This is a genomic window from Actinomadura sp. 9N215 (assembly GCF_044326345.1).
In the GTDB taxonomy this organism is placed as follows: domain Bacteria; phylum Actinomycetota; class Actinomycetes; order Streptosporangiales; family Streptosporangiaceae; genus Spirillospora.
Genome location: NZ_JBIRBA010000006.1, coordinates 209,620 through 224,181, shown reverse-complemented (window position 1 = coordinate 224,181; position 14,562 = coordinate 209,620). Strand labels below are relative to the sequence as shown.

The 14,562-nt window shown below is 69.1% G+C and carries 13 protein-coding genes; 7 read left to right on the top strand and 6 right to left on the bottom strand.

What is annotated here, in order from left to right:
* Nucleotides 1-95: 95 nt before the first annotated feature.
* A complete protein-coding gene (locus ACH34T_RS12950) occupies nucleotides 96-1,535 on the top strand; it encodes a trehalose-6-phosphate synthase (protein ID WP_395992436.1) in 1,440 nt (479 codons plus the stop codon).
* Here the strand turns inward: ACH34T_RS12950 and ACH34T_RS12945 are convergent.
* Nucleotides 1,462-2,166, bottom strand: a complete 705-nt coding sequence (locus ACH34T_RS12945; RefSeq protein WP_395992310.1) for an ATP-binding protein — start codon at nucleotides 2,164-2,166, stop codon at nucleotides 1,462-1,464. The two genes, ACH34T_RS12950 and ACH34T_RS12945, sit on opposite strands and share 74 nt — an antisense overlap.
* 199 nt (nucleotides 2,167-2,365) lie before the next feature.
* Between ACH34T_RS12945 and ACH34T_RS12940 the strand changes: the two genes are divergently transcribed.
* Nucleotides 2,366-2,596, top strand: coding sequence for a DUF397 domain-containing protein (locus ACH34T_RS12940; RefSeq protein ID WP_395992309.1), 231 nt, complete (start codon nucleotides 2,366-2,368; stop codon nucleotides 2,594-2,596).
* A 66-nt stretch (nucleotides 2,597-2,662) separates the two neighbouring features.
* Entirely contained in the window at nucleotides 2,663-4,234 is a 1,572-nt protein-coding gene (locus ACH34T_RS12935; RefSeq protein WP_395992308.1) for an acyl-CoA synthetase, read from the top strand.
* A gap of 157 nt (nucleotides 4,235-4,391) precedes the next feature.
* On the opposite strand, the gene ACH34T_RS12930 is transcribed toward ACH34T_RS12935, so the two are convergent.
* From ACH34T_RS12930 to ACH34T_RS12915, 4 genes are all read right to left on the bottom strand, one after another.
* Nucleotides 4,392-5,903 (bottom strand): DHA2 family efflux MFS transporter permease subunit, encoded by a 1,512-nt coding sequence (locus tag ACH34T_RS12930; RefSeq protein ID WP_395992307.1) that lies wholly within the window; start codon nucleotides 5,901-5,903, stop codon nucleotides 4,392-4,394.
* Between the two features lie 319 nt (nucleotides 5,904-6,222).
* Nucleotides 6,223-8,358: a hypothetical protein gene (locus ACH34T_RS12925; RefSeq protein WP_395992306.1), complete on the bottom strand. Its 2,136-nt coding sequence runs from the start codon at nucleotides 8,356-8,358 to the stop codon at nucleotides 6,223-6,225.
* A 69-nt stretch (nucleotides 8,359-8,427) separates the two neighbouring features.
* On the bottom strand, nucleotides 8,428-9,285 hold the full coding sequence (locus tag ACH34T_RS12920; RefSeq protein WP_395992305.1) for a hypothetical protein: 858 nt from the start codon (nucleotides 9,283-9,285) through the stop codon (nucleotides 8,428-8,430).
* A gap of 54 nt (nucleotides 9,286-9,339) precedes the next feature.
* Nucleotides 9,340-9,966, bottom strand: a complete 627-nt coding sequence (locus tag ACH34T_RS12915; RefSeq protein WP_395992304.1) for a hypothetical protein — start codon at nucleotides 9,964-9,966, stop codon at nucleotides 9,340-9,342.
* Between the two features lie 493 nt (nucleotides 9,967-10,459).
* Between ACH34T_RS12915 and ACH34T_RS12910 the strand changes: the two genes are divergently transcribed.
* Nucleotides 10,460-11,305 (top strand): helix-turn-helix domain-containing protein, encoded by an 846-nt coding sequence (locus ACH34T_RS12910; protein WP_395992303.1) that lies wholly within the window; start codon nucleotides 10,460-10,462, stop codon nucleotides 11,303-11,305.
* 71 nt (nucleotides 11,306-11,376) lie between these two features.
* On the opposite strand, the gene ACH34T_RS12905 is transcribed toward ACH34T_RS12910, so the two are convergent.
* Nucleotides 11,377-11,577, bottom strand: coding sequence for a DUF397 domain-containing protein (locus tag ACH34T_RS12905; RefSeq protein WP_395992302.1), 201 nt, complete (start codon nucleotides 11,575-11,577; stop codon nucleotides 11,377-11,379).
* Nucleotides 11,578-12,017: 440 nt separating this feature from the next.
* Here ACH34T_RS12905 and ACH34T_RS12900 point away from each other — a divergent pair, with 440 nt between their 5' ends.
* From ACH34T_RS12900 to ACH34T_RS12890, 3 genes are all read left to right on the top strand, one after another.
* On the top strand, nucleotides 12,018-12,596 hold the full coding sequence (locus ACH34T_RS12900) for a carboxymuconolactone decarboxylase family protein (RefSeq protein WP_395992301.1): 579 nt from the start codon (nucleotides 12,018-12,020) through the stop codon (nucleotides 12,594-12,596).
* Nucleotides 12,593-13,459, top strand: a complete 867-nt coding sequence (gene sigJ / locus ACH34T_RS12895; RefSeq protein WP_395992300.1) for an RNA polymerase sigma factor SigJ — start codon at nucleotides 12,593-12,595, stop codon at nucleotides 13,457-13,459. The genes ACH34T_RS12900 and sigJ overlap by 4 nt, the downstream gene beginning before the upstream one ends.
* Before the next feature lie 227 nt (nucleotides 13,460-13,686).
* Nucleotides 13,687-14,535, top strand: a complete 849-nt coding sequence (locus ACH34T_RS12890; RefSeq protein WP_395992299.1) for an SAM-dependent methyltransferase — start codon at nucleotides 13,687-13,689, stop codon at nucleotides 14,533-14,535.
* Nucleotides 14,536-14,562 lie beyond the last annotated feature (27 nt).

Here is a 14,562-nt window from a genome sequence, read left to right as displayed (position 1 = left end):
AGGACATCTCGCCTTAACGTCGAAGTGACAAGATGTTCCTGATGTCCGTTTCTGGGCATGGTGATCACTGGGAGTTCCTGGAGAGGCGGGTCGCAGTGTCGCGCGGTAGTGAGTTCGTAGTGGTGGCCAATCGGCTTCCGGTCGACCGGACCGTCGGAGCGGACGGCGTTCCGCGCTGGCGGCGGAGCCCAGGCGGCCTGGTCAGCGCCATCGCCCCGGTGATGCGGCGGAGGAAGGGCACCTGGATCGGCTGGACGGGCGCGCCCGACGAGCGCCTGGAGCCGTTCGAGGAGGACGGCATGTCCCTGCACCCCATCACCCAGACCGCGCGGGAGGTCGAGCTCTACTACGAGGGTTTCTCGAACGCCACGCTCTGGCCGCTCTACCACGACGTCGTCGCGCCGCCCGTCTACGACCGCGCGATGTGGGACGCCTACGTCCAGGTGAACCGGCGGTTCGCGGAGGCGGCGGCGGAGGTCGCGGCGGACGAGGGCGTCGTCTGGGTGCAGGACTACCAGCTCCAGCTCGTCCCGCGGATGCTGCGCGAGCTGCGTCCCGACCTGCGCATCGGCTTCTTCCTGCACATCCCGTTCCCGCCGCTGGAGCTGTTCTGGCAGCTGCCGTGGCGGCGGCAGATCCTGGAGGGGCTGCTCGGCGCCGACCTGGTCGGCTTCCAGCTGCCGGGCGCGGCGTCCAACTTCGTGCGGCTCTGCCGGCGGCTGCTGGAGGCGCGCTACGTCAAGCAGGACGTGTACTGGGACGACCGGGTCGTCCGGGCCCGCGCGTTCCCGATCTCCGTGGACGTGGGCGAGCTGAACGACCTGGTCGGGCGCGAGGACGTCCAGGAGCGGGCGCAGGAGATCCGGACCGACCTCGGCGACGCGACGGTCCTGCTCGGCGTCGACCGGCTCGACTACACCAAGGGCATCACGCAGCGGCTGCAGGCGTTCGGGGAGCTGTTCGAGGACGGTCGCCTCAAACCGGGCCAGGCCGTGTTCGTGCAGATCGCGACGCCGAGCCGGGAGCGTGTCGAGCAGTATCAGCTGCTCAGGGAGGATATCGAGCAGCAGGTCGGGCGCATTAACGGCGAATACGGAGAAATCGGGTTTCCGGTCATCCACTATCTCCACAGTTCGTATGACCGTCCCGAGCTCACCGCGCTCTACCTGGCCGCCGATGTGATGGTCGTCACACCGCTGCGGGACGGCATGAACCTCGTCGCCAAGGAGTACGTGGCGTGCCGCAAGGACCTGCGCGGCGCGCTCGTGCTCAGCGAGTTCACCGGCGCCGCCGCCGAGCTCAAGCGCGGCGCGTTCCTGGTCAACCCGTACGACATCGACGGGCTGAAGGGCACGCTGCTCGCGGCGCTCGACGCCGAGCCCGCCGACCAGGCGCGGCGGATGCGCACGATGCGCCGACGCGTGATCGAGCACGACGTGGACCGCTGGGCCCAGGACTTCCTCAGCGAGTTGGAGCGTCCTGCGGTCCGGTCGGAGCCGGAGCCGGAGCCGCTTCCGGCGGCGCTGGAGGGCTGACCCGCAGGTCGAAGGCCGCCCACACGGCCTTCCCGCCGGTGGCGAGCCGCGCCCAGCCCCACGCGTCGCTTATCGCGCCGACGACCAGCAGGCCGCGGCCGCCCTCGACGAATCCGGCCGGGTCGCTCGGGACGGGCTCGGGCGTGCGCCCGCCCGGGTCGGTCACCGAGACGACGAGCCGCCTCGGGTGCCCGATCAGGACGAGCTGGATGGGGCACAGCGGCAGCGGCTGGGGAAGCCCCTCCATGCCGTGCCGGAGCGCGTTGGTCACCAGCTCCGACACCGCGATGACGACGTCGCCCGAGGCGCCTGCCAGGCCCCATTCGTCCAGCGTGACCTGGGTGAACTCGCGTGCCGAGCGGGGCGCGGTGATCTCGGCGGGGAACACCTTGCGCGCCATGCGCGGGGTGCCGGAGTGCGGCGCGGGCCAGAGCCCGGCCAGCCCCGGCACGACCACCGGTGCGCTCGCGGGCCCGTGCGCCGGGCCGTTCGCGGAGACGTTCGTCGGGGTGTCCGGGCCGAGGCGCGCCGGGGGCGCGTCCGGCCACGGGTGAAGAGCCGGGGCATGCCGCGGCCGGCCGCCCCCCATGGCGGCGGGAGCTGCGACTTCGTCTGCCTGGTCAACGGTCATGGTCAACAACCTCAGAGGCGTGCGGGGTGGTCACCGGCGAGCGTTCGCTATCTTGCTCCTCAAGTCGTGCAGATGCAAGACCGTCTGCATGAACCGATGCAAGAACGAATGCACGTGCATCTCGTACCATTGTGTGGGGTGGGGCGAGATCGCGGCCTCCTGCGTGGAGGCTGAGACGCCTAGAGGGGGCAGACCAACGATGGACGGCCAACAGCTGCTGGACGTCTGGCGCGGCGAACTCGTCTGGCAGAAGAGCCGGCGGAGCAATCCGTCCGGTAACTGCGTCGAGATGGCCGAACTCCCCACCGGGGAGATCGCCGTGCGCAACTCCCGTGATCCCGAGGGAGCCGTGCTCGTCTACACGCGCGAGGAGGTGGAGGCCTTCGTGGGAGGAGCCAAGGACGGCGATTTCGATCACATGCTCGTCTGACCGCTCACTCCGCCCGCTCGACCGAACGCCGATCCACGCCGGCCGTCAGGCCGGTAGCGTGCGGCCATGCACCTTGGGCAGATCGCCGCACAGACGCCCGACAAGCCCGCCGTCATCATGGCGGGCTCCGGGAGGACCGTCACCTTCCGGGAACTGAACGAGGAGTCCAACCGGCTCGCGCAGCTGCTCCGCGCGGAGGGGCTGCGCCCGGGGGACCACATCGCGTTCATGCTGGAGAACGATCCGCTCTTCCTCGCCGTGGCCTGGGCCGCCCAGCGGTCCGGGCTCTACTACACGGCCGTCAGCACGCGGCTCCAGCCCGAGGAACTCGCCTACATCGTGGGCAACTGCGAAGCGAAGGCCTTCATCGCCGACGCGTCGATTGAGACCGCCGTGCACTTCGCACCGGTCACCAGTGGGGAGACGGCTCCCCAGAACGGCCCGGACGTGCCGCTGCGCCTCATGGTCGGCGGCACGGCCCCCGGCTACGACTCCTACGAGGCACGCGTCGCCCAGCACCCGTCCACGCCGATCGAGGACGAGTGCGAGGGCCACGACATGCTGTACTCGTCCGGGACGACCGGCCGCCCGAAGGGCGTCAAGCCGCCGTTGACCAAGGGGCCGATGGGCAGCCAGAACATCCTCTACGGGCTGCTGTCGCTGCTCTTCCAGCCGGACGCCGACTCGATCTACCTGTCCCCGGCGCCGCTCTACCACGCTGCGCCGCTGCGCTACTGCGTCACCATGCACCGCTTCGGCGCGACCGTCGTGGTGATGGACAGGTTCGACGCCGAACAGGCCCTCGCCGCGATCGAGAAGTACCGCGTCACGCACAGCCAGTGGGTGCCGACCATGTTCATCCGCATGCTCAAGCTCCCGGACGAGACGCGCGCCCGCTACGACGTCTCCAGCATGCGCGCGGCCGTGCACGCCGCCGCGCCCTGCCCCGTCCCGGTCAAGCAGCGGATGATCGACTGGTGGGGCCCGATCCTGCACGAGTACTACGCCGCCACCGAGGCCAACTGCTTCGTCTACACCAACGCCGAGGACTGGCTCGCCCACCCCGGCACCGTCGGCCGTCCGCTCCTCGGGGAGGCCCACGTCTGCGACGAGGAAGGCCGGGAACTCCCGCCGGGCACCCCCGGGACGCTCTACTTCGGCAACGGCCCGAAGTTCGAGTACCACGGCGACGAGGCCAAGACCGCCGCGTCCCGCGACCCGTGGGGCCACGGCTGGACGACCCTCGGCGACATCGGCTACCTGGACGAGGACGGCTTCCTCTACCTCACCGACCGCCGCTCCTACATGATCATCAGCGGCGGGGTGAACGTCTACCCGCAGGAGGCCGAGAACGTCCTGGCCGTCCATCCCCGGGTCGCGGACGTCGCCGTCATCGGCGTCCCGGACGCGGAGATGGGCGAGGCGGTCAAGGCCGTCGTCCAGCCCCTGACCATGGACGACGCGGGCCCCGCGCTGGAGGCCGAGCTGATCGCGTACTGCCGCGAGCAGCTCGCCCACTACAAGTGCCCGCGCTCGGTCGACTTCCGCGCCGAGCTCCCCCGCCACCCGACCGGCAAGCTCTACAAGCGCCTCCTGAAGGCCGAGTACTGGCCCGACGACCACCCCGCCACCACCTGACCCGCGAAGCGTCCCGCGAGCGGCTGAGAGGGCCGTGGGCGGCGGCGGCCCCGGCCAGGGGCGTCGGTGGCCCGGCCGGGGGCTGGAACGCGCCAGGCGCGTTCTCGTGCGCGTTCCCGTCGCCGCGGGGCGGGTCGCTCCGCGGCGACGAGCGGGCTCAGTGCATCGGCATCGGCGCGTCGGCCGTGCTGGTCTCCGGCTTCCTGCGCGGCAGCAGCAGCGCCGGCAGGAACGCCAGGACGAGCAGCCCGACCGCGTACCAGTAGGTGTGCTGGAACGCGTCCGCCATCGGCGGCCCGATCTTCTCCATGATCGCCGGCGGCACCTTCTCCGCGCTGCCGATCTCGCCGCCGCCGGCGCCGCCGAACCCGGCCGCGTCCAGCTCGGACCTGAGCTTGTTGGCCAGCAGCACCGAGATCATCGCGGTGCCGATGGACGCCGACACCTGCTGGATGATGTTCAGCATCGTGCTGGCCCGCGGGACCTCGTCGTGCACGAGCGTCTGGATGGCCGCCGCCATCGTCGGCATCATCGTCATGCCCATGCCGAGGCCCATCACGAACAGCGCCGCGCCGAGCGCCCAGTAGGACGTGTCCGATTCCAGGATCGCGGCGAAGCCCGCGACGGACGCCACCACCACGGTGATGCCGAACAGCACGACCCGTCCGGGACCGATCCGGTCGGTGAACTTGCCGCCGATCGGCATCGTGAGCATCGCGCCGAGCCCCTGCGGGGCCAGCAGCAGACCGGCGTTCATCGCGCCCTCGCCGCGCACGTTCTGGTAGTACAGCGGCAGCAGCAGCATCGCGCCCATGAACGCGACCATGAACAGCCCCATCGTGAGGGACGCCGCCGCCACCGGCAGGCGCTTCAGCAGCCGCAGGTCGATCAGCGGGTTCTCGGCCTTCAGCGCCCGGACGACGAACCCGAGCACCAGCACCGCGCCGGCGATGGTGAAGATCAGCGGCTCGGTCTTCAGGAAGTCCCTCGACTCGGCGCCCTTGGCCACGCCGTAGATCAGCGACGCGAGCCCGGGCGACAGCAGGATCAGCCCGATGAAGTCGAGCCGCTCCGCCGGCTTCGGCTCGTCCCGCTTGAGGACCCTGGCCGCCAGCAGCAGCGCGATCACGCCGATCGGCAGGTTGATGAAGAAGATCCACCGCCACGACACGTCGTCGACGAGGTAGCCGCCGACGATCGGGCCGAGGATCGGGCCGAGCAGCATCGGCACGCCGACGATGCTCATCACCTGGCCGACGCGCTGCGGTCCCGCCGCCTGCGTCATGATCGTCATGGCCGCCGGCATGATCATGCCGCCGCCCAGGCCCTGCAGGACGCGGAAAATGATCAGGCTCTCCGCCGACCACGCGAGGCCGGCCAGCGTCGAACCGAGCACGAACAGCCCGATCGAGATCATGTACAGGCGCTTGGTGCCGAACCTCGCCGAGGCCCAGCCCGTGAGCGGGATCACCGTGGCCAGTGCCAGCGTGTAGCCCGTCGCGACCCATTGGATCGTCGCCAGCGAGGTGTTGAACTCCTTGGCCAGGTCGTTGATGGCCACGTTGACGACGGTGACGTCCAGGATCGCCATGACGGCGCCGATGATCACGACCCCGGCCACGGCGAGCACGCCGCGGTCGAGACCTCCGCCGGCGTCGGACTCCTTCAACGGGCCTTCCGCTGTCGTTGGAGACGCGGGAGCGCTCAACTCACTTCCAATCGTCGGGGCCCGCGCATGCGGGCACGCAGGGGCCGTGGGCAGGTTCAGGGGGTTACCGCCGCAAAATAGTGCAGCGACTGACACTTTCGCGAACCATTAAACTCCGCAGGTCTGGGGAGTATTCCGCCGGGGTCCGACAAAACCGCCTTGCTCCCGCGTCCCGGCTTAGACCTCAACCCGGGTTGAGGTCAATCGACGGTGACGGACACGACATCCAGTGCTTCCCGCCCGGCGAGCGGCCGGGATGTTCACGTTGAGCCGAGAGCGGCTAGGTGATCTTCAACCGTCTGCCCAACCCCTCCGCCCCGCGCACGTCCTGCCCGGCCGCGATGCGGACGGTGAGCTTCCGGTTCACGGCCAGCGGCGACAGATCCAGGCCGGGTGCCGCGTCCTCCAGAGCGAGCACCTCCAAGTTCGGCAGGTCCGCGAGCGGCCGGAGATCGGTGAGGCGGCGACAGTCCATGAGGTACAGGCCCTCCAGGTTCGCAAGGCTCCGCACCGGGCTCAGGTCCTCGATGGCGGTGTCGTACATGTTCAGGTTGCGGAGCTCGCTCAGCGAGGAGATCGGATCGAAATCGGTCACGTTCTCGCAGCCGTAGAGGTAGAGGCCGGTCAGCGGAAGGCCGGTCAGCGGGCGGAGATCCGTCACCCAGTCGCAGTGACCCACGGAAAGGTCCCGGAGATCGGGCGCGGCCTCGCAGACCTCTTCGAGGCCGTTGGCGCTCCCGAGGCGGGAACCGGTGATCCTCAAACCTCGCAACGAGCCAAGTGGCCCGAGCATGCTGAGACTGGTCAGGCGGGGGCAGTTCGACAGCGCCAGTTCGGTCAGCTCGGTCTGCCGTCGCACCGGAGCGTAGTCCGTGACCATCTCGCAGCCGTGCAGTGAGAGCCGGTCGAGCCGCGGCAGGCCGTCCAGAAATCCAAGATCGCTGCGACCGACGATCTCGTAAGTGAGGCTTCTGAGGGCTGGGAGCGGTGGGAGAGATGCCGGATCCGCCATCGGCTCGTACGAGCGAAGCGCCAGTCGGGTCAGGCTGTCCGTGTGCGGGGAGAGGAAGCCGAAGTCGGGGATCTCGTCCATCAGAACGAACAGGTCGGCGAGCGGCGGCACCTTGTCGAGGCGTCTCACCTGGTGCGGCGATCGGAGCAGCGTCAGCTCACTGCCCGCGGGAAGCCGCACGAGCACTCGCTCCGCGAACTCGTCGGTGTCGAAGTAGTCCCACGCCTGGGCGAGCTCCCGGCGGACGGACGGGCGGCCGTCGGCGGCGTAGCGGGCCAGCACGTCCAGGGCGGCCGGTCCGTTGATCAGCCAGGCCGCGTGTACCGTCGCCTTGACCGCTGTTGTGCTGAGGCCGTCCAGGGTTTCCGGGAGCCGGGCGAGGACGGGTTCGCCGGCGGTGGCGAGGGAACGGGCCGCGGCTTCGTTGCGGGGTGGGACGAGGTCGTCCAGGCACCGGTCGAGTTCATCGCGGAGGTCGTCGGGGACGGACGGGAGCGTCTCAAGGCAGGCGACGGCCACCAGTTTCAGGACGCGGGCGCGGCGCTGCTCGGAGCGGGCGCGGGCCAGGATTCCGGTGAGGAGTTCGCGCCTGAGCGGGTCGTTGGCGTGCCCGGCGGCCATGATGACGGTCTCGCGCCAGGTGTCGAGGTGGGCGTTCCGGACGAGCAGGTCCATGTCGCCGAGGTCGGCGGCCTGCTTGGCGGTGAGGTACTCCTGGACGGTCCGGTGCACGAAGTCGATGCGTCCCGGCACCGGCTCACGGAGGATGCCGCTGCGCTGGAGCAACTCGTCCAGGACCGTGTCCGGCGGGACGCGGACCTGGGGCATCGACGCCAGGCGGTCGGCCACGAGCCGCTCCACCATCGGCTTGGGCAGCTCGACACGGGCGCTCGTCGAAAGATGCCACGCGACGTCCTGCAGAATGCGGATCTTCTGATCGCGTTCGAGGCTGCTGGGGATTCCGCGTTTCGTGTCCCGCGTCTCCAGGAGCATGTCCAGCGCGGCCGCGTAGAGGCCCATGCGGTTGCGGGGTAGCGCTTCGCGGTCGAGGTTGAGGGCGCACAGCATCGCGGCGAGCAGCGGGCTGGACGCGAGCGTCCGCAGGTGGGGTGCCGCCTCCAGTCGTGCCAGTAGGCGTGCTTCGTATGAGGGGAGACGTTCCGGGGCGCACGGCAGGTCCGGGCATTCACGGACGGCGGTGTGCCAGTGCTGGACGAGTGTCCGCACATCCGCCGGTGCGAGCTGTTCGAGGAAGGCCGTCCCGAAGCCCTCGGCGCGCAGCCAGTCGGAGCCCGCGGCCGCCGGACGCGACGTCACGATGACCCGGATGTGCCGGAACTGGGCGACGATGTCCTTCAGCCACGCTCTCACCAGCTGCCGTTTGGCGACGGTGACCTCGTCCACCCCGTCCACGAGAAGGAGCGCGCGCCCGGATGCCAGGCACCGGTGGACCCGCCTCACCGCGCAACAGCATCAGACGCTGATCGCGCAGCGCCGCCTCCACCCGCACGGCGCCCGGCGTGACCTTGTCCCGCCAATCGCTGAGGGGAACGGCCTGGGCCGCCGCCGCACGGCTAGACGCTTCCCTTCGTCGGAAACGTTCAGGCTGATGTAGGCGACGCTCAGCGTGGTCTGCGGGCGGGTGAACCGCTCGAAACGCACCCCGAACAGTTCGAGCGTGTCGAGGGATTCGCTGATCAGGGCCAGATAGCGGCGGGTGAACTCGCCGTCGTCCGACTCGCCTGCCGGTGCGTCGAGGGTCCGCACGGGCAGCCGCGCGAGAACGGCGCCGACCTGGTCGGACAGGCCGCTCAGCCGTCCGAGCAGCTCGACGGACGCGCGCGCACCGAACTGCGGCAGGTGAATGATGAAGCGGGCCAGGCAGTCGCAGCACTCGTCCAGCGTCACCTCGTAGAGCCGGGCCCCCGCCTCGCCCAGCTCGAATTCGGCCCTGCGGGCCGGCAGCCGGAACCGGAGCCCGCGCGCCAGCTTGACCGGGTCGGCATCGACGGCGAACAGCGCCTCGTCTGAGAGATCGGCCGTTTCGAGCGTCCGGACGACCTCGTGCAGGGCGGCTTCTCTGTCGCCGTCGGTGAGCCCGCCGGATTCGTGCGCGGCGAAGGTGAGAATCCGTTCGGCGACCGAGTCCGCGATGCCCTCGAACTGCCGTTGGACGCGGCGCCGTTTGATCTCGTCCGGGAAGCCGGTCTTGATGAGCTCGACCAGGTCTCTGCTGGCCGCGTCCCTGGTGGCGCGTCCGGTGAGCCATCGTCCGACGGCCAGTCGCGCCACCGATCCGCCCACGCGCAGCGCTGCGATCTCGACGGACACGGCACCCCCAATTCAGCCGGAGGAGACATTATGGCGAGAAAGGCCGCCACCCGTTCACGCGACGGCCATTGAGCGGTTTTCCGGGGTGTCCGGAATTGCCGGGGGCACGTGGACGTAACCGGTGCGGCGCCGTCCGCCGATGGAGACGCGCAAGTCCGGGTTGTAGGCGGTGGGGGAGATGCCGTCGTACCCGTGCCGCACGATCGCCCAGTAGATGTCCTCCGACACCACGAGGATCAGCGGGGCCGGGCTGGCGCGCAGGCACTGCTTCAGTTTCGGCGAGTCCAGGAGGCGGCACGCGTGGTCGACCGCTTCGCCGAAGTATCCGTTCTCGTCCCGGTGGACCTCGCCCGCATGGACGACGGCCCGCAGCCGCAGTCCGAGCCGAGGACGTTCCCTGTCCGGGAGCCCGGTGTTGTACTCGACGAGCTGTAACGCGAGCTGGGGGACGAGCCGCGACAGCAGCAGCGTCTTGGGCAGTTCGTCCACCGGCCGCATCAGCACGAGGACGCCGTCGCCCCGGTCCTCGAACGGGTCGCACCAGTGGCCGGCTATCCCCGCGTGGTTCATGGCGACGGTGAGCATGCGGTAGATCTGCGATCGCAGCTGCTGCCTGATCGGGTTCGTCCGCGCGGCCGCCGTCGATCCCTCGATGTCGATGGCAAGGATGCTCCTGTGCACGGGCTGGCTGCTACTCACCGGAGCGACCCCCAATCTGGCCTTTCCGTCGGCACGCCCTTCCCGTGGGTCAGGCGTGGTCTGGTGACCTCGGAAGATGGCCCGGCGAACCGTCGTCGCCTCGCGGGCCCAATGCTGATTTGCGCCCGATCCGGATGCGGGGATTGTCCGAACCGCGGCAAAGAGGTGCGATGACCCACCCATTGCCGGGTGATATGCCCCAGTTTGCAAAGCGGATAACGATCTTGCAAGATGCACGGCCAAATGCACGTTCCAAGGACACGGCTTTGTAGCCCGCAGGCCAGCATGCGGAGAGTCGTTCCGCTTCTGCGGGTTGTCAGGGTTGTACCGCTGGCCAACAAGTCCGAACCTGTAGCTGGTTTGCTGATCCCCGATATCGTACGCTTGTTGTGCAACTTGCAGAGCAACAACCTCGGAATGGCTTGTCGACGAGGATGACTCACGCTTGGAGGGCGTCGTGGCCTCAAGCCCCACGGTGCGGCGGCTCCGCCTCGGTGCCGAACTGCGGCGTCTCAGGGAAGCGTTCGGACCCACCGCCGAAGAGGTCGCCTCGCGCCTCGAATGGTCGCCCTCGAAACTCAGCCGGGTCGAGACGGCCAAGATCGGAGTCCGCGTGTCGGACGTCCGCCTGCTGCTGGAATTTTACCAGGTGGACGAGGCGCACATGGGGGAGATCCTCGCGCTCGCGCAGTCGGCGACTCAGCCCGGCTGGTGGACCAGGTACCGGGACGCGGTGTCGGAGAGGTTCGCGGCCTACGTGGCGCTGGAGGACGAGGCGAACGCCGCCCTGACCTATGGCACCTATGTCGTTCCAGGACTTCTGCAAAGCGAGGAATACGCCCGCAGCACCATTGAGACCTCAAGGGCGATCGTCGCCAGGTCGCCGCGCGACATAGCGCGGCAGGTGGAGGTCCGGAGGCGCCGGCAGGAATTGCTCACCAAGGACAACCCGCTCGTTCTCTCGGCCGTCGTGGACGAATCCGTATTGCTGCGCGTGGTCGGCGGCGAAGACGTCATGCGAAGGCAGATGCACACACTGATCGAGTTGTCGAAACTTCCGAATGTGCAGATCTTCGTGCTTCCATTGGACGTGCAGAGGGAGCCCATCGTGTCGGAGAGCTTCACGCTTCTGGAGTTCGCTCCGGCCTACGAGGTCCATTTCCCGGACGTCACGCACATAGAGAATCTGTCGGCTTCTCTGAAGGTGCAGGAAGACAGCATCACGCACATGTACCGCAGATCGTGGGAGGCGCTGAGAGCGGCCGCGCTCTCGGCCGACGAGTCGATCGGCCGCATCGCCGCGCTCGCCGAGCCGAGGTGACGGATCGCCGAGCCGAGGTGACGGATCGGGCCCGCCACCTCGGCGAACGGCCCACGTCGCCGGCGGCGCGGTCAGTGCCGGTCGAACTCCCCGCGCTTGATCCGCGTGATCAGCGATTCGAAGCCGGGCGCTGAGAAGGCCAGGACCGGGCCGCCCTGTCCCCGCTTGCTGTCGCGGAGGCCGATCGTGTCCGGGAGAAGCCGCGCCAGCTCTACGCAATCGGATTCGTTCATGCAGTAAGAGCTCTTCTGCCAGCGCGGCGCCATGGACATGCAAAACTCCCTAGGTTTGATCGGTGCCCCCGTCGGTGGTGCGCACAAGCATGTCGATCACCGGCCCGCGACGGAATGAGAGCCACGCCATTACCGGCATCTACAAGCATCGGATTTTCTGAGGGTCGGCGTAAGGAAACGTATCGACCGCGAGGCGGCGGCCCGGCCCGTACGTAAAGCGACCCGTAATTCACACCCGATATCAGACCTGGGTCGCCGTTTGCTCCACTCCGAGAGAATCTCGTACGCCCGTCCCGGAGCATCCCTCCAACGACCTGACCAGAACCTCTCACCATCAGATGCTCAAGCCTGGCCTGGCGGGATATTGCGGGGACGGATGCAGCGGCACCTGACGACCTCTCGGCCCCGCTGTCACGTTCGGGGGCCCGGCGGTGTCTTCATGCTGAACAGCCGATACGCACAGCTAGAGGGAGAACATCATGGCGCTGCGCCTTCCGAAGGCCGAGCTTCCCGCCGAGCTCAGGGAGAACATGATCAAGCACTTCGGCGGCGTGTCCGAGAACGTCGAGGTGCTGTGGCACAGCCCCGTGCTCGCCCAGGACAACCTGGAGTTCGGCGGCAAGGTGGGCGCCTGGAGCGCGGCCGACACGACGCTCAAATCGTTCGCGCACATGGCCGTCGCGGCGCAGATCGGTTGCAGTTGGTGCCTCGACGTCGGCTACTTCCAGGCGCGGAACGACGATCTGGACCTGGCCAAGGCGAGCCAGGTGCCGCGCTGGCGGACCTCGGACGTGTTCACCCCGCTGGAGCGGGACGTGATGGAGTACGCCGAGGCCATGTCGGACACGCCGCCGACCGTCACCGACGAGCAGTACGCGAGTCTGCTGGAGCGGCTCGGCCCCGCGGCGATGGTCGAGCTCACCACGTACATCGCCTACGTCAACTTGGCGACCAGGGCCAACGTGGCGAACGGGGTCACGTCGCAGGGCTTCTCGGAAGCGTGTGAGATTCCGCTGGCCGAGGCCCCGGAGAAGCCCGGCGCGGCGTCGACGGCATGACCGAGGACGCGATCACCGACGACCCTTTCCTCACCCACCGCAGCCTGCTGTTCACCGTCGCCTACGAGATGCTCGGGTCGGCGGCCGACGCGGAGGACGTGCTGCAGGAGTCCTGGCTGCGGTGGGCCGGCATCGACCACGCGCAGGTGAGCGCGCCGCGGGCCTACCTCGTCCGGCTCGTCACCCGGCAGGCGCTCAACCGGCTGCGGACGCTGTCGCGCAGCCGCGAGGACTACGTCGGCGAGTGGCTGCCGGAACCGCTGCTGACCAGCCCCGACGTCGCCGAGGACGTCGAGCTCGCGGAAAGCGTCTCGATCGCGATGCTGACCGTCCTGGAGACGCTCGCTCCGACGGAACGCGCGGTGTTCGTGCTCCGCGAGGTCTTCGAGACGCCCTACGGCGAGATCGCCGAGGCCGTCGGGAAGCCGGCTGCCACGGTACGGCAGATCGCGCGGCGGGCCCGCGACCGTGTGGCGGCTCGGCGGCCCCGGGTGCGGGTGAGCCGGTCGGAGCAGCGGGTCGTGGTCGAACGGTTCCTGGCCGCGGTGCGCACCGGTCAGGTCAAGGAGCTGATGGACGTCCTGGCGCCGGACGTTGTCCTGATCGCGGACGGCGGTGGGCTCGCGTCCGCCGCCCTGGCTCCGATTCACGGGGCCGGACTCGTGGCGGAGCTGCTCGCCCGCCCGAACCGGACGGTGTCGGCCGTGTGGCTCAACGGCGCCCCCGCCGGCCGGATCGAGATCGACGGCCGAGTGGCCGCGGTGAGCCTGGTGGTCGAGGACGGACGGGTGCGCCGAATCCACGCGGTGGCCAACCCACAGAAGCTGACGCGCCTGGACGAACCAGCCGACCTCGCCAGATAACCCCGCATGGCCGTGCCGGCCAACCTCGCCCGGTGGGCGCGCATGGTCGTGCTGGCCGAAGTCGCCCGGTGGGCGCGCATGGTCGTGTTGGCCGAACTCGCCAGGTAGGCCTGCATGGCTGTGTTGGCCGAAGTCGGCAGTGGGCGCGGATCGTCGTGCGGGCGGAACGGGGAGGCGGTGTCATCGGCGTAGGATCCTCCCCAACCAGACTTTTCGAGGAGTCGACGATGCCCTCATCCGGCACCGCTCCCGGCGGATCGCCTCCGCACCAGCCCTCGCATCTGCCTCAGGACGTGCAGGCGCGGCTGCGGACCGACATCCCCTCACCGGCCCGGACGTGGAACTACTGGCTGGGCGGCAAGGACAACTACGAGGTCGACCGGGCGGTCGGCGACGCGACGTCCGCGCTGAACCCCGACCTCGTCCCGCTCGCGCGGCAGTCCCGCCAGTTCCTGATCCGCGTCGTGAACCACCTGGTGAACGAGGCGAAGATCCGCAACTTCCTGGACATCGGCGCCGGGCTGCCCACCGAGTCCAACACGCACGAGATCGCCCAGCGGGCCGCCCCCGAGTCCCGCATCGTGTACGTCGACAACGACCCGATGGTCCTCGCGCACGCCCGCGCGCTGATGCGCGGGACCACTCCGGAGGGCGTCACCGACTACATCGACGCCGACTACCACCGTCCTCAGCAGATCCTTGCCGAGGCCGCCAACGTGCTGAACTTCAACCAGCCGATCGCGGTGATGTTCATGGGCGTGATGGGGTTCTGCCAGGAGTACCGGACCGTCAAGCAGATCGTGTCCGACACGATGGCGGGCGTGCCGTCCGGCAGCTACCTGGTGCTGTGGGACTGCACCGACACCTCCGAGGCAGCCAAGCGCGGCACGAAGAAGTACGCCGAATCCGGGACGCTGCCCTACGTGCTGCGCAGCGTCGAGCAGCTCGACGGGCTCTTCGACGGCCTGGAGAAGGTCGACCCGGGCATGGTCTCCATCTCGCAGTGGCGTCCCGACCTGTCTCTGGGCGAGCCCGTTCACGTCGACGGCTACGGCGCGGTGGCCCGAAAGCCGTAACCCGAACCCGAGCCCGAGCTTGAACCG